At 71.5% G+C, this 19,820-nt stretch carries 20 protein-coding genes; 14 read left to right on the forward strand and 6 right to left on the reverse strand.

The features are described from left to right. Positions 1 to 124: 124 nt before the first annotated feature. Entirely contained in the window at positions 125 to 1,309 is a 1,185-nt protein-coding gene (locus tag ACODT5_RS00490; protein ID WP_422517126.1) for a ParB/RepB/Spo0J family partition protein, read from the forward strand. A gap of 12 nt (positions 1,310 to 1,321) precedes the next feature. Continuing rightward, positions 1,322 to 2,173 (forward strand): ParA family protein, encoded by an 852-nt coding sequence (locus ACODT5_RS00495; RefSeq protein WP_422517127.1) that lies wholly within the window; start codon positions 1,322 to 1,324, stop codon positions 2,171 to 2,173. Between the two features lie 139 nt (positions 2,174 to 2,312). Here ACODT5_RS00495 and ACODT5_RS00500 read toward each other — a convergent pair whose 3' ends face one another. Together ACODT5_RS00500 and ACODT5_RS00505 are read right to left on the reverse strand one after the other, a co-directional pair. Beyond that, positions 2,313 to 3,023 carry a hypothetical protein gene (locus ACODT5_RS00500; protein ID WP_422517128.1) on the reverse strand — a complete coding sequence of 237 codons (711 nt, stop codon included), beginning with the start codon at positions 3,021 to 3,023 and terminating at the stop codon, positions 2,313 to 2,315. Positions 3,024 to 3,126: 103 nt separating this feature from the next. Further along, entirely contained in the window at positions 3,127 to 3,432 is a 306-nt protein-coding gene (locus ACODT5_RS00505; RefSeq protein WP_422517129.1) for a hypothetical protein, read from the reverse strand. Positions 3,433 to 3,768: 336 nt separating this feature from the next. Between ACODT5_RS00505 and mobF the strand changes: the two genes are divergently transcribed. The 4 genes from mobF (at position 3,769) to ACODT5_RS00525 (ending at position 7,539) form a co-directional block, all read left to right on the forward strand. Continuing rightward, positions 3,769 to 5,673: a MobF family relaxase gene (mobF, locus tag ACODT5_RS00510; RefSeq protein WP_422517130.1), complete on the forward strand. Its 1,905-nt coding sequence runs from the start codon at positions 3,769 to 3,771 to the stop codon at positions 5,671 to 5,673. Positions 5,674 to 5,776: 103 nt separating this feature from the next. Then, entirely contained in the window at positions 5,777 to 6,361 is a 585-nt protein-coding gene (locus tag ACODT5_RS00515; RefSeq protein WP_422517131.1) for a hypothetical protein, read from the forward strand. 33 nt (positions 6,362 to 6,394) lie between these two features. Then, complete coding sequence (locus ACODT5_RS00520) at positions 6,395 to 7,126, forward strand: hypothetical protein (RefSeq protein ID WP_422517132.1); 732 nt, start codon at positions 6,395 to 6,397, stop codon at positions 7,124 to 7,126. Between the two features lie 215 nt (positions 7,127 to 7,341). After that, positions 7,342 to 7,539: a hypothetical protein gene (locus tag ACODT5_RS00525; protein WP_422517133.1), complete on the forward strand. Its 198-nt coding sequence runs from the start codon at positions 7,342 to 7,344 to the stop codon at positions 7,537 to 7,539. Positions 7,540 to 8,520: 981 nt separating this feature from the next. Here ACODT5_RS00525 and ACODT5_RS00530 read toward each other — a convergent pair. After that, positions 8,521 to 8,946: a hypothetical protein gene (locus ACODT5_RS00530; RefSeq protein ID WP_422517134.1), complete on the reverse strand. Its 426-nt coding sequence runs from the start codon at positions 8,944 to 8,946 to the stop codon at positions 8,521 to 8,523. 552 nt (positions 8,947 to 9,498) lie between these two features. Between ACODT5_RS00530 and ACODT5_RS00535 the strand changes: the two genes are divergently transcribed. Next, positions 9,499 to 10,731 (forward strand): replication-relaxation family protein, encoded by a 1,233-nt coding sequence (locus ACODT5_RS00535; protein ID WP_422517135.1) that lies wholly within the window; start codon positions 9,499 to 9,501, stop codon positions 10,729 to 10,731. 69 nt (positions 10,732 to 10,800) lie between these two features. Here the strand turns inward: ACODT5_RS00535 and ACODT5_RS00540 are convergent, their stop codons facing one another. Beyond that, positions 10,801 to 11,319: a hypothetical protein gene (locus ACODT5_RS00540; RefSeq protein ID WP_422517136.1), complete on the reverse strand. Its 519-nt coding sequence runs from the start codon at positions 11,317 to 11,319 to the stop codon at positions 10,801 to 10,803. A gap of 449 nt (positions 11,320 to 11,768) precedes the next feature. On the opposite strand from ACODT5_RS00540, the gene ACODT5_RS00545 reads away from it, so the two are divergent. The 3 genes from ACODT5_RS00545 to ACODT5_RS00555 all read left to right on the forward strand — a co-directional run bounded on the left by ACODT5_RS00545 (position 11,769) and on the right by ACODT5_RS00555 (position 13,446). Then, positions 11,769 to 12,455: a ribonuclease FAU-1 family protein gene (locus ACODT5_RS00545; protein WP_422517137.1), complete on the forward strand. Its 687-nt coding sequence runs from the start codon at positions 11,769 to 11,771 to the stop codon at positions 12,453 to 12,455. A 294-nt stretch (positions 12,456 to 12,749) separates the two neighbouring features. Continuing rightward, positions 12,750 to 13,034: a hypothetical protein gene (locus tag ACODT5_RS00550; protein ID WP_422517138.1), complete on the forward strand. Its 285-nt coding sequence runs from the start codon at positions 12,750 to 12,752 to the stop codon at positions 13,032 to 13,034. Between the two features lie 109 nt (positions 13,035 to 13,143). Continuing rightward, on the forward strand, positions 13,144 to 13,446 hold the full coding sequence (locus tag ACODT5_RS00555; RefSeq protein WP_422517139.1) for a hypothetical protein: 303 nt from the start codon (positions 13,144 to 13,146) through the stop codon (positions 13,444 to 13,446). A gap of 60 nt (positions 13,447 to 13,506) precedes the next feature. On the opposite strand, the gene ACODT5_RS00560 is transcribed toward ACODT5_RS00555, so the two are convergent. Together ACODT5_RS00560 and ACODT5_RS00565 are read right to left on the reverse strand one after the other, a co-directional pair. Then, a complete protein-coding gene (locus ACODT5_RS00560; protein ID WP_422517140.1) occupies positions 13,507 to 13,848 on the reverse strand; it encodes a hypothetical protein in 342 nt (113 codons plus the stop codon). Beyond that, a complete protein-coding gene (locus ACODT5_RS00565) occupies positions 13,848 to 14,486 on the reverse strand; it encodes a hypothetical protein (protein ID WP_422517141.1) in 639 nt (212 codons plus the stop codon). Before ACODT5_RS00565 ends, ACODT5_RS00560 begins: the two co-directional genes overlap by 1 nt. Positions 14,487 to 14,720: 234 nt before the next feature. On the opposite strand from ACODT5_RS00565, the gene ACODT5_RS00570 reads away from it, so the two are divergent. From ACODT5_RS00570 to ACODT5_RS00585, 4 genes are all read left to right on the forward strand, one after another. Then, positions 14,721 to 16,253 (forward strand): ISL3 family transposase, encoded by a 1,533-nt coding sequence (locus ACODT5_RS00570; protein ID WP_422517142.1) that lies wholly within the window; start codon positions 14,721 to 14,723, stop codon positions 16,251 to 16,253. A gap of 85 nt (positions 16,254 to 16,338) precedes the next feature. After that, positions 16,339 to 18,192 carry an ATP-binding protein gene (locus tag ACODT5_RS00575; RefSeq protein ID WP_422517143.1) on the forward strand — a complete coding sequence of 618 codons (1,854 nt, stop codon included), beginning with the start codon at positions 16,339 to 16,341 and terminating at the stop codon, positions 18,190 to 18,192. Positions 18,193 to 18,280: 88 nt separating this feature from the next. After that, positions 18,281 to 19,099: a helicase HerA domain-containing protein gene (locus tag ACODT5_RS00580; protein WP_422517144.1), complete on the forward strand. Its 819-nt coding sequence runs from the start codon at positions 18,281 to 18,283 to the stop codon at positions 19,097 to 19,099. Between the two features lie 155 nt (positions 19,100 to 19,254). Further along, positions 19,255 to 19,782, forward strand: coding sequence for a hypothetical protein (locus ACODT5_RS00585; protein WP_422517145.1), 528 nt, complete (start codon positions 19,255 to 19,257; stop codon positions 19,780 to 19,782). Positions 19,783 to 19,820 lie beyond the last annotated feature (38 nt).

Below are 19,820 nucleotides of genomic sequence, written 5' to 3' on the forward strand. Positions count from 1 at the left end.
GGGGCCGCCGAGCCCGGCATGTCTTCGCTCTTTACGGCGTAAAGACCGCGCTATGTCACGGGCCCACCCCTGGTGGTCGCTAAGCTCCAGGCCGAGACAGCAGCAAGACCTATCTGGAGTACGAATGGCCGGCGCACAGAACGACGGGCTCTCCCTGGCGGAGCGGCGGAAGCAGCTCGCGGCCCAGCGGGCGCAGGAGGAAGCTGCGGCGAACCCGCAAGGAGCGTCGGCCGACGGTGCGAACGCCACCCCGGAGTTGCCCCTCAGCTCTCTTGTGCACAACCCGCGCAACGCCCGCCGGAACATGGAAGGCGTCGAAGGTCTCGCGGACACCTACGAGACGACGGGAGTGCTGCAACCGTGCCTCGTCATCCCTGTGGAGACGTTCCGGGCTGCCTTCCCAGAGGATGCGGCCGAGCTCCCGGATGGGGCGTACGTGGTCATCGGCGGCAACCGCCGTCTGGCTGCCGCACATCAGGCGGGGCTGGCGGCTTTGCCTGTTCACGTGGGCATCAAGCTGAAGACGCGGGAGGACATCCTCGTCGCGGCCGCCACCGAGAACATCGCCCGTGAGGAGCTCAAGCCCTTCGAAGAGCTCGCCACGATCGAGGAGCTCAAGGCGGAGCTCGGCACCTACGACGCCGTCGCCAAGAAGCTGGGCAAGACCGCTGGGTGGGTCTCCCAGCGCCGTCGCCTCCACCACCTTCAGCCTGAGGTCCGCCAGGCGCTCGAGACGCGGGCCCCCGGCATGACCATCGAGCTCGCCCGCGACCTCGGCAAGATCAAGGACCGCGACCAGCAGCTCAAGGCGTGGCAAGTCGCGGAGCGCGCCGCGGACCGCGCCGCCGATCCGGCGACTGGGAAGCAGGTCAAGCCGAAGAAGGCCAGCAAGGTGCCCGCCCAGGGAGGATCCGGTGACGGGCTCCGCGCCCCGCTGGAGGACATCGAGGTGAAGGCCAGGCGCGAAGCCTGCCTTCTCGCCGTTGCCACAGGCGCCGGCGACCTCGCCCGCCTCTCCATCGTCGCCGCCCAAGTTCCGGCCGATCCCGACGAAGCTGTTGCGCTCGCCGGGCAGTGGCTCACCGAAGCCGGCGTGGGATCCTCCACGCTGGACTTGGCAACCCTGTCTGGCGAGGAGGGCACCGACCGCCAGAAGCAGGGTGCCCTCGCGCTGGCGCTCGCCCACTGCGAACTCCACCTGACGCGCGCCAGCGGCACCGACTCCACCCACGCCCGCGCGTACGCGGACTGGCTGGAGACGCACACCGACTACCACCCCACCGACGCCGAGCCCGCTCCGACGGCGTAGAGCGGAGGACACATGAGCACCGACACCCTGGTCCCACCCCCCGACACGGGCCGCACCACCCGCGTCCTCACGCTCGCCAGTGGCTCCGCCGGCTCCGGCAAGAGCACCCTGGCCGCAGCCCTCGCCGAGCAGGCCGCCGCGCACGGCCGTACAGTCTGCGTGATCGGACTGGACCGGCAGCGGGATGTCTCTCGCCTCCTTGGTTATGACAACCCGGATGCCGACGAGAACCTGGCCACCCTCATCGACGTCATCGACGAGCTCTGCACCCTTGAGGAAGCGCTCGTACCCGGTCGGCACAGCAAGACCGGCAAGCCCATCCCGGGCCTCTGGCTCATCCTGGAATCCGCCAAGCTCGACACCCTCAGCGTCAAGCTCGCGGGAGTCACCGCACGGGAGATGTGGCTCCAACGACTACTCCCGCAGCTGCTCGGACGGTTCGACGTCATCCTGCTCGACTGCCCCGGCAACCTGGATCTGGGCACCCAGGGCGCACTCATCGCCGGTACCGAGATCGTCGGTTGCACCAAGAGCCAGGAGAAGGAAGCGCGCGGACTGACGGCGCTCGAAGACAAGATCGCCCATCTGCACAAGTCCTTCGGCTTCATGGGCATGCGCAAGGGGCTCGACTGGATCGTCATAGGAGAGGGCGTCACAGGCATCTCCCAGGGCAAGGTCTACTACGACATCGAGCGGCAGGTACGAGAGGCGTACGGCGACCTCGTTGTCCAGCCCACCATCCGCGACGACGTGAAGGTCCCCGAGTCGTACTCAGCCTCCCTCCCGGTCACGCTCTACAACCCCAAGACCGAGGCCGCCACCGCCTACGTCAAGGTCGGCCGGGCGATGAAGCTCTACGACTGACCCATCTTTACGCCGTAAAGAACCCGGCCCGCGCCGCGCGCGGTCCGGGTTCTCGCGTTCAGGCCCCACGCCGTTGCGGGTCCCGCAGTCGCGCTGGATGGCCAGGGCCGGTGAGGATGTCGTGCTGCTGCTGCCGAGGTCAACGCCCTGCGTCGATGCCCTTCCATCCGTGCCCGAGCCCGCGACGTCGGGCTCGTGATGGCGGGGCGGTGGAGACCGGGCGGGTGTTCAACGCGTCGGTCACCTGCTGGGCCGCTGTCGGGGTAAGCCCTGCGGTGACCTGGCCGGAGGCGAGGACCCGGGCGTACGTCCCGGACCCGTAGGAGGCCAGGGCTACCGCGAGCGATGCCGCAGCCGTCTCGGCCGGACCCGCGCCCCACCGGAGCTCGTCCTCGGCAGCCGCCGCCTGGCGGGGGAGCTCACGCCGGGCGGCGAGGAGTACGGCGAGGGCCTGGGCGTGGGCCGCGTCCAGGGTGATGGTCAGCAGGGCGGGGCCGAGCTGGTGGACCCGGTGCCCGGTGAGGCTGTGCCCGGCGAGAGCCCGGCGCAGTCTTGTGCTCAGCACCGCCGGGTCCTCGACGCAGTCGGCCGGACCGGATGGCGCGGCCGCGGCCGGTGCGCGCTCCACGCGTTCACGCAGCGCGGCGACGGCGGCCGGGACGACCTCCAGGAGCTCGGCGGCCTCCGGGCTGAGATCGGCCAGCGCCCCGGCGAGGACCTCCAGCGCGGTGGCCGCGTCCTCGACGGCTCCGCTGCTCCACCGGTCGGGTCCGGCGGCGTCGGCGAGAGCGCACACGGCGATCACCGCGCTTTCGGCCAGCGGGTCCAGGAGGGGGTTGGAGTGCTTCATGTCCCGCCCAACGATTACGGCCAGTCCATGTGGTGCTGGCACTTCATGATCGCTGCTGTGCCGGTGCGGTTTCACGCGTGAAAGTAGCTGCGAGCCCCTCGAGTCAGGGGCCGGTGAGGATGTCGTGGGTGCCGATGCGGCGCCAGATCACGTGGGGTGTGCCGGGACGGAGCGCAGCTCCGTACTGCCAGGTGGCGCGTCCTGCGGGGCCGGTGCCCGCAGACCAGGTGAGCTCGTAGACGCCGGGGAATCCGCTGACCTGCTTGATGCGGAGGCCGGCGCGGAAGCGTCCGTCGGCGCGCAGGTCGTGGACGAAGGCGTGGACGGCCCGGCGGAAGCGGCGGCGCTGTTCTGGGGTGAGGCGGCGTAGGTCGTTGTTGAAGCGGGTCATGGTCTCGTAGGTGGGCACGTCGGTCCTCCAGGCAGCAAGAAGCCCCCGGCGTTGCCGGGGGCGGAGAGTGGGTGACGTGGTGCAGGGGTGGCGTCTTTGGCCGTTGGGTGGGGGAGCAGTGCGTAGATGTGCGCTCGTTGACGGTGGGGTCGTCTACTTGCGGTTTTCGTGGCGCATGAGGTGTGTGTGGCTGGGGACCGCGCAGCATTTGCATGGCCCTGGTGGTGTCCGCCGGGCGGGCACGGCGCCGCCGCGAACGCCCGCCAGGCGGGATCGGCCGTGAAGTTCCGGTGAACTGTCCCGCTCCACGGGATCGGGCTTTTCCGCAGGTCAGAGCCGGTGTCCCCTGTGGGGATGCTGAGTGTCGCGAAGATCCAGAGACGGAACGCCTGGCGGTACTACGTGCGCGGAGTCGCGTTCGGGGACGGCCGCCGTCCGGTCGGCCAGTCGCTGGAGGACGCCCAGGAGCAAGCCGGCCTCCCGCCCGGAAGGTGGAGGGGCCGCGGCCTGGCCGCGCTGGGGCTCACCGTCGGGCAGACGGTGACCGAGCGGCAGATGGAGCTTCTGTTCGGGGAGGGCCGGCACCCGGACGCCGACCGCATGGAGCGCGAGCTCCTGGACGACGGCGCCGACCCGGAGACGGCACGGCGGGCCACCGTCCTCGGTCAGCCGATCGAGGAGATCGAGCAACGGGGTCAGACGCCGCTGCTCGCCCTGGACTTCGTGTTCCGGCCGCAGGCGTCCCTCGTTGTGCTGTGGGCGCTGGGGGACGAGAGGACGCGCCGGGTCATCGAGCGGGCGCACGAGCGGGCCGTCGCCGCGACCCTGGAGTGGCTGGAGGATGAGGTCGCCGAGACGCGGTGGGCGTCCGGGCGCCAGCGCGCGAAGGCCCCGGCCCTGGTCGTCGCGGCGTTCCGCCACTTCGACAACAGGAACGGCTTCCCCCTCCTGCATGAGCACTGCCTGATCGCCAACCGGGTGCAGCGTCCGGACGGCTCCTGGTACGCGCTCGACACCGTCCGTGCCTATCAGCACGTCGTGGCCGCCGGGACGCTTTACACCCTTCAGATGACGACCGAGGTGTGCGAGGAGCTCGGGCTGGCGACCGTGCCCCGGGAGGTGACGCCGGGGCTTCGCCCTGTGATGGAGATAGCCGGGATTGACCAGGAGCTCATCGACTGGTCGGCCACCCGCCGCCGCCGGATCGAGGACGTCCTGGAGGGCATCACGGACGACTACATCCAGAAGCACGGGCGGCTGCCCGGTGAGCGCGCCCGCCACGGTCTGGGATGGTGGGCGGCGCAAGAGACCCGGCCGGAGAAGAAGACACCGCGCCCGCTGGATCTGCTGCTCGCGTGGTGGCGGGTCTCTGCGCTCCTGAAGTTCGGGCAGCGGATGGTCGACGGGCTGCTTCAGCGGTGCCAGGCGGCTGGGAAGTTGATCCGGGCACGGGTGGGGCCGCGCGTGGACACCGCGCTCGCCATCGTCGACGTCGCCGCGGTCGTCTTCACCGTGCGCAACTTCTACGCCCGCCGCCACGTCCTGGCCGAAGCGCGCCGCCACCTGCTGGAGACCCTGCGCGGCCGCGCCTACGTGCCCGGCATCGACAGCTACATCGCCGACGGCGCTCTCCAGCGCTACAGCCGTCAGCTCACCGTGCCCCAGAAGGGCCGGCGGACCCCGGACCCGGACCAGCTCTCCTACACCGCCGACTTCGCCTGGCCCGCCCGCTGGTGGATCGCGGGCACCGACGGGAAACCGCCCCGGGAGTCGACCCGGTACGAGCGGGCCCGGGTCGCCAGCCTCACCCTGCAGAACGCGATCCGCGCCGCCCTCACCGCGCCGCCCGCCGCACGGGACGAAGCGCCGACCGCGACCGCGTCGGCTGTGCCCCCCGACCCCGACCCCGACCACGACCAGGCCGCGCCGCACGCCGTCGACCACACCGGCCGGGACGCCGCCCTGACCCCGGCGCAGCGGGCCGCCGCCATCCACGCCCACCAGCAGGCCGCGATGCCGCAGGAGTACTTGGAAGGCCGCACGACAGACCCCGCGACGTGGATGACCACACCGCAGAACCTCGCCCTGATCGCCGCGCTCACCCGCGCGTCCGAAGCCCGCAGCCGCACCGTCGAAGAGCAGGCCGACCAGACCAAGCAGGCGACTCAGCAGGCACCGGCCACCGACCCGGGCGGCCAGCAGCAGCGGCACCCCACGGCGCAGCCGGACCAAGGCAGGGGGCCGAACCGCGCGGGCTGAACAACGCCAACCGGCCAGCGCATGGCCGATCTGCGACTTCACCCGCGAGCCCCGGCAGACCGGATCGAGAATCGGGAACGTTGGCACCGGCACGGGAGGAACCTTGACCGACCTGCACGAACCGCTGGAACCGCTGGAGAACTACCCCGACGAACTGCCCCCGCCCCGCCAGCCCCGAGACGTGAACCTGGTGGGCCTGCTCAGCATCGCCGACGACCTCGCCCGCAACCTGAGGGCGCTGAAAATCCGGGTGCAGCCCCGCGAACCGGAGAACCCGTGGGTCAGCCCCGAGCAGGCACGGGAGAACACGGAGAAGGAGGTCGACCGGCTCCTGGGCACCGCCGTCTATTTCCAGCGCCACGCCCACGCCGCGATGCTCGGGCGCTGCGTCCTGGGCGCGGACTCCAAGGAGGACTGCTCCGCCGAGGGCGCCAACCTCCAGCTGAACGTCTGGGACGACAAGACGCGCCGGGACATCGTCGAAGACGGCACCACCGGCTGCGTCGCCCACACCGTCGAAGCCGCCCGCCGGACCATGGCCGACCCTGCCAGCCGCAAGATCCTGCTCGCCTTCGACCGCGACGACGAAGGCACCGCCGTCTCCCGCGCCCTCGGACTCGAGCCCGAGGACACCGCCCGGTTCCTCGACCGCGGCCTCACGCTGCGCCCCGAACACCGTGTCTCCTGAACCGCCCCGGCACAGCCCGCATTGGAGCGCCACGTGACCTATGAGGCCCGCGACCTGAACCTGACCGACCCGACCAAGAGCTACCTGCACTTCGTCCTCTACACCCAGGCCCACAACGGGACCGCCTCGTCGACGCTGAACGCCGAGCTGAAGATCGAGGCGCAGCAGACCGTGACGCCGCACTTCCAGGAGTGGCTGGGCAGGCTGGTGCGCTGCGAGCCGAACGCGATGCACTGCACGCTCGTCGAGCCGACGAAGATCCCGGCCCTGTTCCACCCGTGCGTCACGGAGGACAAGAACAGCCCGTCGGCCATCAACGGATCGGGCTGCGTCTGCCGCCGCACCTTCTACGACCCCGAGTTCGGGCTGCCCGTCGTGGGCGAGCACTTCAAGCACACGGGCACCGGCGGTATCGACCAGTGGATCTACAGGACGTACGCCCCACTCGAACTGCGACCGGACGACATCTTCAGCCGCTTCCACACCGGCCGCGGCCTGTTCTGGGCCCGTACGGACAAGGGCGATCTGTCGATCCTTCCGCAGCACCACGGCGTGGGCTACGAGATCGGGTACAACGGCGGCGGCCCGCACGCCCTGGCCGCCTACCTCACCCAGATCGCCCGCAACGACGGAGGCACCACGCCCGCCGGCACCCGGTACGAGGAGGCGCACCCGGCGATCCTGGCCTGGACGCAGAGCAAGGCAGCGGAGCGCGGCACGAACGAGCTGTCGCTGGGCGACCTCCAGGCCATGATGGCGAGCTGACCGCCGGCCTACGCCGACGCCCACGGACCCCGTGTCCGTGGGCGCCGTCGTGTACGCCTTCGGTTCCCCGGCCGGGCCGCAGGGCCGGGGCCGTCCTGCGGAACGGACAGCGAAGTCGCCGTACCAGCAGCCGGGACGCGGCCGCGGCGTACGACCTGGACGCGGCCGGGACGGGCGAGGGTGCGGGGGATGACCGCCGAACCATGGAGGCCCCGATGGCCAACCCGATCCCGACGTACATCTCACCGGAACGGCTGGAGCGCCTGGCCGAGCTCGCCGACGCGGCCCGGCTGCGCGCGGCGCTGTACCCGGCACCGAAGCCGCCGCCTCTTCGACACCGCTCCCGCTCACGGCAGTACCCCGGTGGCCGGCCTTCCGCATGGGGCCCCGCGCGGTCGCGTCGCCGGGGATGAGCGGGCACGGTGGACTCCACCGCATCCGAGTCCGGGCGGGCCGATCCACCGGGTGGAGAGTGGAGCCCACCGCGATGTCCATCGGGTGGGAGAGAACTCCACTCCGGTGAGCATCGGCCGGTGGGGGAGTGCCGGGCATCCGGTGCGCACCGGATGGCGACGATGCGCGGCATCGTGCGCACCGGTGCGCGCACCGCGATGTCGTCCACCCCCGGCCGCCGCACCGGTGCGCATCGAGGTGCGCCGCACCCGCCGGCCACCGCACCGTGGTGCGCGCGCGGAAGGGCGATGGTGCGCGCACCGGCGAGCCCTGGTGCGCGCACCCGCGCACCACCTGGCCGAGCAGGTGCGCACCACTTGGGCTGCACATCGAAGCGCACCCACCGGACCCACCCTCACGCCCGCATCGTGTGATCTGCCACACATAACGAGGTCGCATAACGTGCATATGGGATTTCGAAAGGACCTCGGTCAAGGGGGTCTGTGATATAGGAACTCCGCTCGATCCGGGCCCTCGTCGCAGGAGCTCCGCGCGCCGCCCGGAACGCGCCGCGCGCGCCACGACGCGCACCGCCAGGCGATGGTGCGCGCACCAGCTGGGCCCGCCCGCACGGTGGTGCGCGCACCGACCGCACCACGGTGCGCACCGTGCGCGTCGGTGGTGCGCACCACCGGTGCGGGAGTGCGCGACATCGTGCGGAGTGGACCGCACCCGGTGGACTCCACCGCACCCGCCACTCCCGATGCCCCGGCGATGCACGGCATCCGATGCACAGCATCGCGGCGGGAGTGGACGACATCGTCCAGGCGATGCACTGCATCCGGTGGCCGCCACCGCGCACCGGGTGGATGTCCGCCGCGGCCGGGTGCCCGCATCCTTCCTTGACCGGGTTCGCTACCTCTGGCATCCCACCTAAACGGGGCAGCGCCCGGGGGAGGAGAAATCTCCGCCCCCGGGCGCCGCCCCGGCCTCCGGCCGACTCAGGCCGCGGCCGCCGGCCACCGGGCGGCGTCGCCGCGGACATCAGCGAGATACTGACTGACCTGATCAACCTCCTGCATCACTTCGATCAGGAACCCAGCCGCGATCCACGCGGTGTGCGCGCCACCGCCCGCGAGGCACCACCGCTTCAGGTAGCGGCTCACCACGGTCACCAGCTGCCCGAGGACGCACGCGGACTCGCAGTCGGCGTGCTCGTCGGGCACGGCGGTGATGTAGTCGGCCAGCAGCAGCGCACCGAACTCACCGATCAGCCGCGCCAGCTCCGGCCCGTCCGCGTGGAACTGTGCGAGCGCGGCCTTGTCCTCCTCGCTGCCCTGCTCCTGCCAGACCAGCTCCACGTAGTCGGCGGCCCGCAGGATCTGCTCCGGGGCGAGCTGGGGCACCTTGGGCGACGTCGTCTCCATGACGGCTCCTTGCTGTTCGCGGGCCGGGAACCTGCTGCTCCCGGCCTGGTGCTCAGATCCTCAGAGCGGGAGCCTGTGGACAGAGTCAGCGCTCCGGGAACGAACCCGTTTCCTGTGGCGTCGATCACGGACAAACCCACACGACAAGGGGCTAGTCCAGGGGAAATCGGACAGCTGCTGTCGCTGACGGTTAGACGGCGGACAAGGGGTGCTTCCTCACGGTGGCCCCGGCCCGTACGCACATCCGCGTACGGGCCGGACGACCGCCGACCCGGCCCGCAGGCCGGAGAAACCGAGGACACCGTGCCCGCCGATCTCATACCCGACCCCGCTCGCGAGCACCACGCCGCCCGTGCCCGCCGGCCTTCCGAGGACGTCGACCAGGTCCCGCAGGTCCCCTCCACGGGCCCCTCCATAGCCCCCTCCACGGCCACTTCGCCCGCCAAGCGCGTTGGCGCAGGTCAGCCCCGGAAGTCAGGGGTCTCCAACACGTTCGACAACCCTTCTAGGTCCAAGGGGACATGGAAGCCGACCCACACCAGGAAGAAGGAAGTGCTGAAGGCTCTGGGGATCTTCCAGAGGGCTACCGCTGAACACCTGTGGCGGATGCTGCGACCCGGCGACCGGCACGACCGGTGCACGAGGGACGCCCTCAACGCCCTCAAGGAGGAGGGGAAGGTCCGGGTGGAGACACGACTGGAGTCGAACCACCAGCTGTGGGTGCTCACTGACCGAGGACACAAGGAAGCCAAGCAGCTGCTCCCGAAGGGCGTGCGGATGTCCGCGCTGCGCAAGCTCGAGTTCGACGAGGACGGAGAGCCGGTCGACGGTGACGGCTTCGACGAACACGCGGCCGCGGTGACGATGACCGCCTCGGTCCTCACCGGGGCCGGGTTCGGCACCCCGCTGTCCTGGCAGACGGAGATCGCTCACAAGCTGCCGTACGGATACACCCAGTACGCCGACCTGACGATGCGTGCCCCGGACGCGGGGCTGCCCGCGATGCTCCTGGAGGTCGACCGCGTCACCGAGCCCGTCGATGACCTGACGGCGAAGCTGCGCCGGTACAGCGACTGGTTCGAGCTCCTCGCGCCGAAGGCCGACACGGACGGGGAGAAGGCGGCGCGGCGGCGGGGTGCGGCGGTGCACGACTTCCGGCTGTGGTCGCGGATCTACCCGGCGACCGGCCGCGAGGGCTACGTGCCGGTGGCGTTCGTGTTCACGGGCAAGACCGCCGCGCAGCGCGAGAGCCGGATGCGGCGTCTGGAGCAGGCCGCGCGCCGCTACTTCGCCGGCACCCCGTACCCGTGGGCCGGGTTCACGGCCGTCGACTACCACCAGGCGGTGCCCGTGGTCGTCACCGAGCTGGAACGGATCACCGCCGACCCGGCCGGCGCCGCGGGCAGGGTGTGGCGGCGGCTCGGGCGCGATGAGTGGCAGACGCTGGGCGAGGCCCTGGACAACCCGGACGGTGAGCGGCTGTACCGGACGGAAGAGGAGCAGTCCCGCCGGCGGCAGGTGGAACGCAAGGCTGCGGAGCGTGAGGCGCAGCGGCCGGTGTGCACGCGGTGCGGGGCGAAGTTCTCCGACGAACGCTGGCAGCAGGTGCGGCAGTCCTCGTGGCCCGGGAACTGGGACGACCTGTGCGGGGCGTGCGCGAAGGAGTCCGTTGCTCGTGCGGAGGCCGAGCGGGTGGCGCGCCGCCAGGCCGAGGACGTCGCGGCGGGAACGGGGGCCGACCCGGAGACATCGAGGGCCCGGGGTCTGTTCAGGCGCCGCGGGTAGCTGCGCGGCCCCGGGGAGCTGGGCAAGCCGGCCTTCGAGGACGGCTTGCCCAGCAGGAGACGTCTGGGCTCAGGTGCCGAGCGCGGGTGGGTTGCTGTGGTGGCGCAGCCGGGGCCACAAGGGGTGTCCGGCGAGGGCATCGAGCAGAATCGCGGCCACCTGCCGGTCCACGGTGCGGGTCCGCCTCGCCTCGTCGATCACGAAGGGCATCTGCCACGCCCAGAGCTCACGTGCGGCCGCATTCAGGCGCCTGCTGACCAGACCCATCGCGGTGATGGCCGGCTTGCCCGTCAGGTGCGGCGACACGTACTCCGCGATGACCAGGCCCCGCAGGCCGGGCGGGCCGGGCTCCGCGCACACCCGCCAGACCAGATCCAGCTCCTCCACGGTGTGCAGCGCCTTCACCCAGATCCGCAGCATCTCCTCCGTCCAAGGGTGCTCGTAGCGGCCAGGCGGCCTCCACACCACGTCCTCCGGCAGGACCACCGGCCGCCCACCGGGCTCGGGCTGTGGCTTCCCGTAGGCCGTGCGCACCGCACGGATCGCGTCCTCGTACGAGTCGGTCTCGGTGTCGATCGTGACCTTCAACGCCCACCCCCAAGCTCAGCGCACTGTGCCCGGAGGCTACCCGGCGCGCACGGCCGCAACGGGGTGTTCCGGGGGAGTGGGCAAGCCCAAGGGGACCCTGGGCAAGCCACCCCCGGACGGCGGCTTGCCCACCCCGGCCGGAGCACGTCGGACGGGGCATCGGTCACGGCCCGGCGAGGAGTCTCCCGGCGAGGCCGCGGCTGACCGATGGCCGGTGACCGGTCAGCGGAGGAGTTGCATGGATCGGTCACGGCGCCTGACGTGCGGTTTGACCGATGGACCGAGGAGATCGGTCACGCCTGCCCTGGTGACCGATCCGTCGGGTGGGCAAGCCGAAGGCTTGGCTGGGCAAGCCGCCCCCGGACGGCGGCTTGCCCAGCCCGGCCGGGATGGGCTGAGGTGGGCAAGCCGGGCCGGACAGCATGGCCCGGACCGGAGAAGGGGACGCGGTGCGCGGATTTGAGACGGGCCAGACGGTCGTACGGCGCGATGTCCACCGCTCCGGCCGGGTGTGGAGCGAGCAGGCGCTGCGGGTCGTCGCCGACACCGGCGAGGCGCTGGTGACCGCCTGCGCGCCCGGAGCGCAGGCCCGCTGGCCCGCCCTGTACGCGCAGGCCCGCGCGGAGGGGGACCGGTCGGTGCGCACGGAGGCGTTCGACGCGATGGCGACGGGGGAGTGGGAGCTCGCGGCCGGGGTGTGGCAGGAGACCGACCTGCTGCTGTGGAAGCCGCCCACGTCGTGGTTCAGCGTCAACGCGTTCTTCGTCCCCGACGGGGACGGGCGCCGGCTGCGGAACTGGTACGTGAACTTCGAGCACCCCACCCGCCGCACCGACACAGGGTTCGACACCCTCGACCTCACCGTGGACCTGGTCGTCGCGCCCGACCTCACCCGCTGGGAGTGGAAGGACGAAGACGAGTACGCGCACGTGCGGCGCCTCGGCATCGTCTCCGACACCGAGCACCAGGCCGTCGAAGACGCCCGCGGCGAGGTCCTGGCGATGCTCGCCGAACGCTCCGGCGTCTTCGCGCAGGCGGAGCGGTGGGCGGCCTGGCGGTGGGAGCCGGCCTGGCCAACCCTGTGCCTTCCCCGGCCCACGGCAGCCGCGGAGAGGGTTGCACCAGAAGGGGGCTGAACAGTTGCCTGGAGGGTTGCTTGCGGCGGGGGACCGAAGGTGTGACCGGCAGTGGGAGCCCGGCAAATCGGACACCGCCCGTTGTCCCTGGTCAGACCCCGTGGGCAAGCCTGTCCGCGCCGACGACACCTCTTACCCACGCAGTAGCCGTGGGGGAGAGGTCTGCTCCCGCCCGGGGCCGGCGGCCAGGACGCGACGCTAACGAAGTCGGTGCTCTACCTTCCCTCCCGCCCGGTCCCGCGACCGCGTCTCCAACCGGGAGACCAGCGCGGCCGGGCGGAAAGGACCGTCCCCATGACCCTCATCGAGCCCGGCCTGTCCGTACGCGACGGCTTCGCCGAAGGGCCGCTCGCCGACGCCGCGCTGTCCCGTGCGGCCCGCGCCGGACAGCTCCTGGGCGAACTGCAGGAGCAGGCGCCCACGATGACCGACGGCCACCTGCGCGACGGCGTGCACCGGGCGCTGCGCCGCTTCACTCAGGAGCAGCCGCCCACGTGCCAGGTCGACAGCATCACCGCGCTGATCCGCCGCGGAGTGCGCATCGACTGGACTGTCCCCGACCGTCTGCCCTGCGGCTGACGCCCGCCCTGTGGGAGGGGCCGGAGGTGCCTTCCCGCAGGGCGGGAGGGGCCGGACTGTCGGGCGCCGCCGGTCTTCTGCTGTGGGTGGTGGCTGGGAGGCTGGCCGGATGAACGCCGATGACGAGCAGCTGCTGCGCGGCCGGGTGTACGGCCACGACCACGACGACCCCAACCCCGGTCCGCTGCCGCACCAGACGTACGCCGTGCTGGTCGGCGGCCCGCTGGACGGCCTGCTGCTCGACGTCACGGGATGGCGGCGGGAGGAGATCGAGGACGGCGTCGCCCTGATGACCGAGCTGGGGCGGTGGCCCGGCGGCCGGGCGCTGTACGACCCGCTCCCCGGCGAGCCGCGCCCGTCGGGCGGCCCGGGTGTGGTGTGCCGCTTCCACTACTCCGGCGACACTCCCTGACCTCATGACGCCGGGCCCGCCCTCCACATGGAGGACCGGGCCCGGGTGTGTGCCCGCTCGTCAGCGGGCGCTGCGGTCGTTCAGGGGGCCACGGTCCCAGGCGACGCCCTTGGTGGTCTCGTCACGGGTCATCCACACCATGCGGGGGCCGCCGTGGGCGGCTGCCTCGGCGATGCGTTCCACCAGCGTCGTGCAGAGGTCCGCGGCTTCGTCCTCCTCGATGTCGTCGGCGGGGAATCCGGCCCGCACGTCCTGGCGGACTTCCTGCCCACCGCTGACGGCGACGGCCAGGTGCGCGGGCTGCTTCACGTCCCACCACACCTGCTCGATGGTGTCGGCCCGCACCAGCCGGACGCCCAGGGCCTCGCTGTGCAGCTCCACCCACACCTCCGTGATGGTCATCAGCCCTGTCCTCCCGGGCGCTGGCGCTTCATGCCGATCCCGGAGGCGACGTCCTCGGACAGGCTCTCGTACGGCAGGCCGGCCTTCTCCACGATGTCGACCAGGACCTCGTGCCGGGCGTAGTGGGCGGCATCGGTTAGCCCGGCCTCCAGGCGGGCCAGGCGCCGCAGGAAGCGCTCCATGTCGACCGCCCCGCCCTCGCGCATCGCCTTCCAGACGCGCGCGTACTTGGCCGCCCAGTCCTGCAACTCGGCACGGTCGCCGTCGAACAGGCCGTCGTCGTCCAGCTGCCCGCGCTGTCGGACGCTCATCGGCCTCAGCCGGCGGTGGCGGGCGGCGGAGGGCCGCTGGTAGGCCCAGATCTCCGCGCCGCTGCCGCCGGAGTCGACCACGACCGATCCGACCAGCAGGTCGAAGGCGTCCTCGATGGCGGCCGCGGCCTTGTCGATGTCACTCGCCGGGCGACCGGTGACCAGCTGCACGTGCCCGACCCAGCCGTCCTCGTGCTCCAGCACCTCGAGCACCGCGCCGGGCAGGGGCCCGCCGGGGGAGGCGATCTCGCGGCCCCAGATCTCCTGCACGTCCGTGTCCCGCTGGTCCAACTGCGCCCGCCTGCGCCGCTGTTCGTGCTCGGTCATCGGTCCCTCTTCCCATAGATCGGTCCTGCTCCCTCTGTTGTACCGACCGCGCCACACAGTCGTGGCGTCTGCGGATTTTTGGTCCGCGAGGCCGTTCACCAATCCGCGCTCTGGCCCGCAAATCGCCGGACCGTATCCACAGGCCCGAGCTCCTAGAAAGGGGGTGTCCGCTTCCGGGCTCTGGCCCGTAGTCGGTGGTGACGCCGAGTAGCCATCCGCGATCATGATCTTGTGATGGATGTCAACTCCCTTATCGGGACGGTGTTTTCCGGCCTGTCGGCACTGGTCGTCGAGGACGTGAGGGACGACGGTGGCAAGGTGGTGGTCACGGCCCGCACGCGGGATGTGGCGGTGGCGTGTCCGGTGTGCCGGACGCCGACGGCGAGGGTGCACGGGTATCACCACCGGACGGTGTGGGACGTGCCGGTCGACGGCCGCCCGGTCGTCGTCCACCTGCGCGTACGAAGGCTGGTCTGTCCGGTTCTGGGCTGTTCCCGGCAGACCTTCCGTGAGCAGATTCCCGGAGTGCTGAAGCGTCATCAGCGCCGCACTGTGCGTCTCGCCGGGCAGATATCGCAGGTGGCGCGGGAGTTATGCGGCCGGGCGGCCGCACGCCTGGCCGCTCTGCTGGCCGTGCCCGTCTCCCGCAGCACCGCACTGCGCCATCTGCGGCGCCTGCCGCTGCCCAAGCAGGCGGTCCCGCGGGTGATCGGCGTGGACGATTTCGCCCTGCGCCGCCGCCATCGCTACGCCACGATCATCACGGATGCCGAGACCGGCAGACGCGTCGCGGTCCTGCCCGACCGCGAGATGGCCACCCTGGAGTCCTGGCTGCGCGAGCATCCCGGGGTCGAGGTCGTGTGCCGGGACGGCTCGGCCACCTACGCCCAGGCCGTCCGCCGCGCCCTGCCCGACGCGGTGCAGGTCAGCGACCGATGGCACCTCTGGCGCAACCTCTGCGACAAAGCCCAGCTCGAGGTCCGCGCGCATGCCGGATGCTGGGCCACCATCAACCCGCCCCGCCCCGGCGGAGTACGCGAACAGACCACCCGCGAACGCTGGAACAAGGTCCACGATCTCCTCGGCCAGGGCGTCGGCCTGCTCGACTGCTCCCGCCGCCTCGGCCTGGCCCTGAACACCATCAAACGCTACGCCCGCATGCCCGAGCCCCAGGCCCTGCGCATCGCCCCCACCTACCGGCCCACCCTCGTCGACCCCTACCGCGACCACCTGCGACGGCGCCGTGCTGAGGAACCGGCCGTCCCGGTCACCCACCTCCTCGAAGAGATCCGGGAGCTGGGCTACACGGGCAGCGCCAATCTGCTGGTCCGGTACCTCAACCAGGGCCGCGCCGAAGGCGACCGCCCCGTCACCACGGTGCGTCACGCCAGCCGCCTCCTGCTCACCGACCCCGAAAACCTGCGTCCGAAGGAAACGACCCTGGTGGAGAAGATCGCCGCGGCCTGCCCGGAGATGACTGCACTCGCCGATCTCGTCTGCGGCTTCGCCGCTTTACTGAAACCGGCCGAGGGCAACGACGTGAAACTCACCGAGTGGATCACGGCCGCCCGCGCCTTCGACCTGCCCCACCTGCGCAGTCTCACCAACGGCCTCGAAATCGACCGGTCCGCCGTGAACGCCGGCCTCACCCTGCCCTACCACAACGGCCGCACCGAAGGCGTCAACACCCGGACCAAAAGGATCATGAGGCAGATGCATGGGCGCGCCGGATTCGACCTTCTCCGCCACCGCATCCTCCTGCCCTGACGGACACCCACCGTCACCACCGACTACGGGCCAGAGCCCGCTTCCGGGTGTGAGGTGCCTGGACGCACATCGAAGGGGCACCGCCATGGCACAAACCAAGTTCGACAAGCTCGTGGAAGAGGCCGCCGAAGTCATCGGGGTCGGCATCGGCCGGTTCCTGGCCGGCCGACCGATGGACGGGGTGAAGCGGACCGACGCGACGTTCTGGCGATCGGGCACCCGCGTCCTGCCGAAGGTCGAAGGCCACGTCTCGCGTTCCTCCTACCGCGCCGGATGGAAGCGCCTGACCTTCCGCATCAGCACGCTGGCCGCCCTCGGCGCGGGCGGCTACCAGGCCGGGTGGGTCCACCAGGACGCCACCCAGGAGATATGGGCCAACCCGGAACCCGCGCTCGCCGCGCTGGAGCAGCCCGGGATCGCCGCCGCGTCGACCGCGGCCGTGGGGACCGCCGCCTACCTCGCGCTCACCCGCAAGCGCCGGGAGCTGATGCGGGAGTGGGTACTCCCGCTCCACGAAGCCCTCGCGCTGCCGCTGCGCCTGCCGGAGCAGACCGACCCGCGCCGCTACCTCCACATCCCGCGCAACTTCTCCGAGGACGACGCGGTGATCCGCGTGGACGTGCCGGGCCGTCTGGACTTCTCCAAGGACCTGGTCGTCGACATCATCACCACCAAGCTCGCCCTGGAGGGCGTCACCTTCTCCTGGCACCTGGCGGGCCGCGAGACGTACCTGACGGTGAAGAAGACCCGCAAGCCCCCGGCCAAGGCGGCCTTCAAGGACCCCAAGGTCCGCGAGATCGTGGCCGCCGCCAAGGAGTCCGCGCCCGTCATCGGGATCGGCTCCGCCGGACGGATCATCACCGTCGACCTCGACGCCGAATCCCCGCACATCCTGGTCAACGCCTCCACGGGCGGCGGCAAGTCGGTGACCCTGCGGTGCATCGCCTGCCAGATGCTCCACCACGGCTCGCTCGTGTTCGTCCTCGACACCAAACGGATCTCCCACCCGTGGGCGTCCGGCCTGCCCGGAGTCACCTACTGCCGCGACATCGCCGACATCCACGACCAGCTCATCGCCCTCGGCACGGAAGGCCGGCGCCGCACCCGCGTCGCCGACGCCCTGGGCATCGACGCCGACCCCAAGGACATCGGCCCGCGCATCCTGATCCTCCTCGAAGAGGTCAACGCGACGATGAAGCAGCTCGCGCGCTACTGGGAGAAGACCCGCGAGTCCGGCGACCCGAAGGTCTCCCCGGCCGTCGACGCCCTCAACGAGATCCTCTACATGGGCCGCCAGCTGCGCATGCACGTCCTCCTGGTCGCGCAATCCGCCACCGCCCGCGCCCTCGGAGGCCCGGAGGTCCGCGAGCAGTTCTCCACCCGCATCCTGGCCCGCTACAGCCTCAACGCCTGGAGGATGCTCGCCCCCGAGGTCCACCCCGCGCCGAAGTCCACCAAGCACCCCGGGCGCGCCCAGGTCGTCAGCGGCGGCTCCGCGCGGGAGACGCAGATCCTGTTCTTCACCGAGGCCGAAGCCCGCGAGTGGGCCACCAGCGGCAAGAAGGCCGCGGCCGCCCCCGTTCCCGGCCTCCCGCCGGCCTCCGAGGAACTCGCGGGCGGGGACCGGCCCGCCAACGCCCGGAACCTCCCTCCGGCCCCGGCCGCCGCGCCCGGCGAGCTCGCGGCCAACGCCACGGCGACGCCGCCGGCGGCCCCGGCCGTGGTCGACGACGACCAGGCGGTCGGGCTCCGCGAGGCCGCCGAACACCACCTGCCCGACATCACCCTGGCCGCGCTGCGCTTCGCCCGCGCCAACGACCCCGCCTTCCCGCCCGTCGCCGACAAGCGCGGCGCCGAACTCCTCTACCGCATCGGCGACCTCAAGAAGTGGGCCCGCAACCGGCCCCGCGCCGCCACCGGCACCACCGACCTCGACTGAACGGGCCCTGTCCGGATCAGCCGACACGATCCACCCCCTGGAGAACACCCGGTTCACCAGGACCAGCACAGAAAAGGAACACCCCACCATGTGGAAGACCCAGAAGAACACCATCCCGCAGCAGCTGCGCCTCACCGACCCGGGCGTCCGCGAGCAGCTGGAAGCGCTGCCCGCCTCCCAGGTCCTCATCGGCCTCGGCACCGACCAGCAGCCGGTCTGCATCGACCTGGACATCGACTCGCCGCACGTCCTGGTCTGCTCCGGCACCGGCGGCGGTACCTCGACCGTTCTGCGGACCCTGACCGCCCAGCTCCTGCACCACGGCGGGAACGCCCTGATCCTCGACACCAAGCGGATCTCCCAGGCGTGGGCGTCCGGGCTGCCCGGGGTCACCTACTGCCGCGACATCGCCGACATCCACGACGCCCTTCTCGGCCTCCTCGCCGAACTCCAGCACCGCATCCGCCACGCCGACAAGCACGGCGACACCGAGGACCTGCCCCGCGTCACGGTGGTGCTCGAGTCCGCCGACCACACCCTGCGGCAGCTGGCCCGCCACTGGGACAAGGTCCGCCAGCACGGCGAGCCGAAGACGTCCCCGGCCGTCGCCGCGTACGAGGAGATCCTCTTCGCCGGGCGCGCGGCCCGTATCCACATCCTCGCCGGCGCCCAGAGCCACAGCGCCGCGCTGGGACGCGAGCAGTTCTCCACCGTGCTCCTGGGACGGGTCACCACCCGCACCTGGAGCCAGGCGGCCCCGCAGATCACCCCCGTCCCCAAGAGCAGCACCCACCCGGGCCGCTTCCACACCGTGCAGCGCTCCACCGCCCACCCCACGCAGGTCCTGCTCATGAGCGAGACCGAAGCCGCGGCGTGGGCCGCCGCCACGGCAGCCGGGGCGAACTGACCCGAGTCGGACACACCGCGGGCCCCGGGGGAGCAGCCATGACGCCCCCGGGGCCCGGTTGGGTTCGCGCTGTTCAGTGAACGCGCCGCCTGACGGCGCCCCGCCTGCCAACTCATCTTTCCCAAAGGCCAGTTCCCGCCGATACCCTGCCCTCCATGGGTGGTCTTGATGATGAGATTCGATCAGCACGCGCCCGCGCCGACTCCTGGGCGAACGCTGACCAGCGGCGAGCCGAGCGGGAACAGGGCGAGGCAGCGGAGATCCAGCAGCTCTTGGCGGAGGCCGTAGAGCGCTTGAGGCCGTACGGCTCCGAGGTCCTCATCCAGGTGAAGCCCGCGCTGTTCCGTGGCGGGTACACCGCGAACGGCCAGCGTTTCCGTGAGATCGCGCGGCAGCGCTGCTGGAAGTTCGTCGATCTCTCCGGCCGCCGGCGCAGCGAAGACGGCGAGCTGGAAGACGACTGGATGGAGTCGCCCGTCCTGCTGCTGGAAGACGGCACGGCGGCCCGCTTCTGGCTGGACAACGACATCCGCCCCGAGCGCGAGGGGGAGTACGTGTCCTCCTACGCCCCGGACCCGCTCAAGAAGGGGTCGTTCATGGACACCTCGAACAGCGGCCTGCCTGCCCAGATCAAGCGTCGCCTGGGCGAAGCCATCGTCAGCTACGAGCGCGCCGGGAGGTGACGGGAGGGCGGGCCGCCAGCGTCGGCGTCCCGCCCTCC

The organism is Streptomyces tatrensis, from assembly GCF_049310065.1.
Classification (GTDB): Bacteria; Actinomycetota; Actinomycetes; order Streptomycetales; family Streptomycetaceae; genus Streptomyces.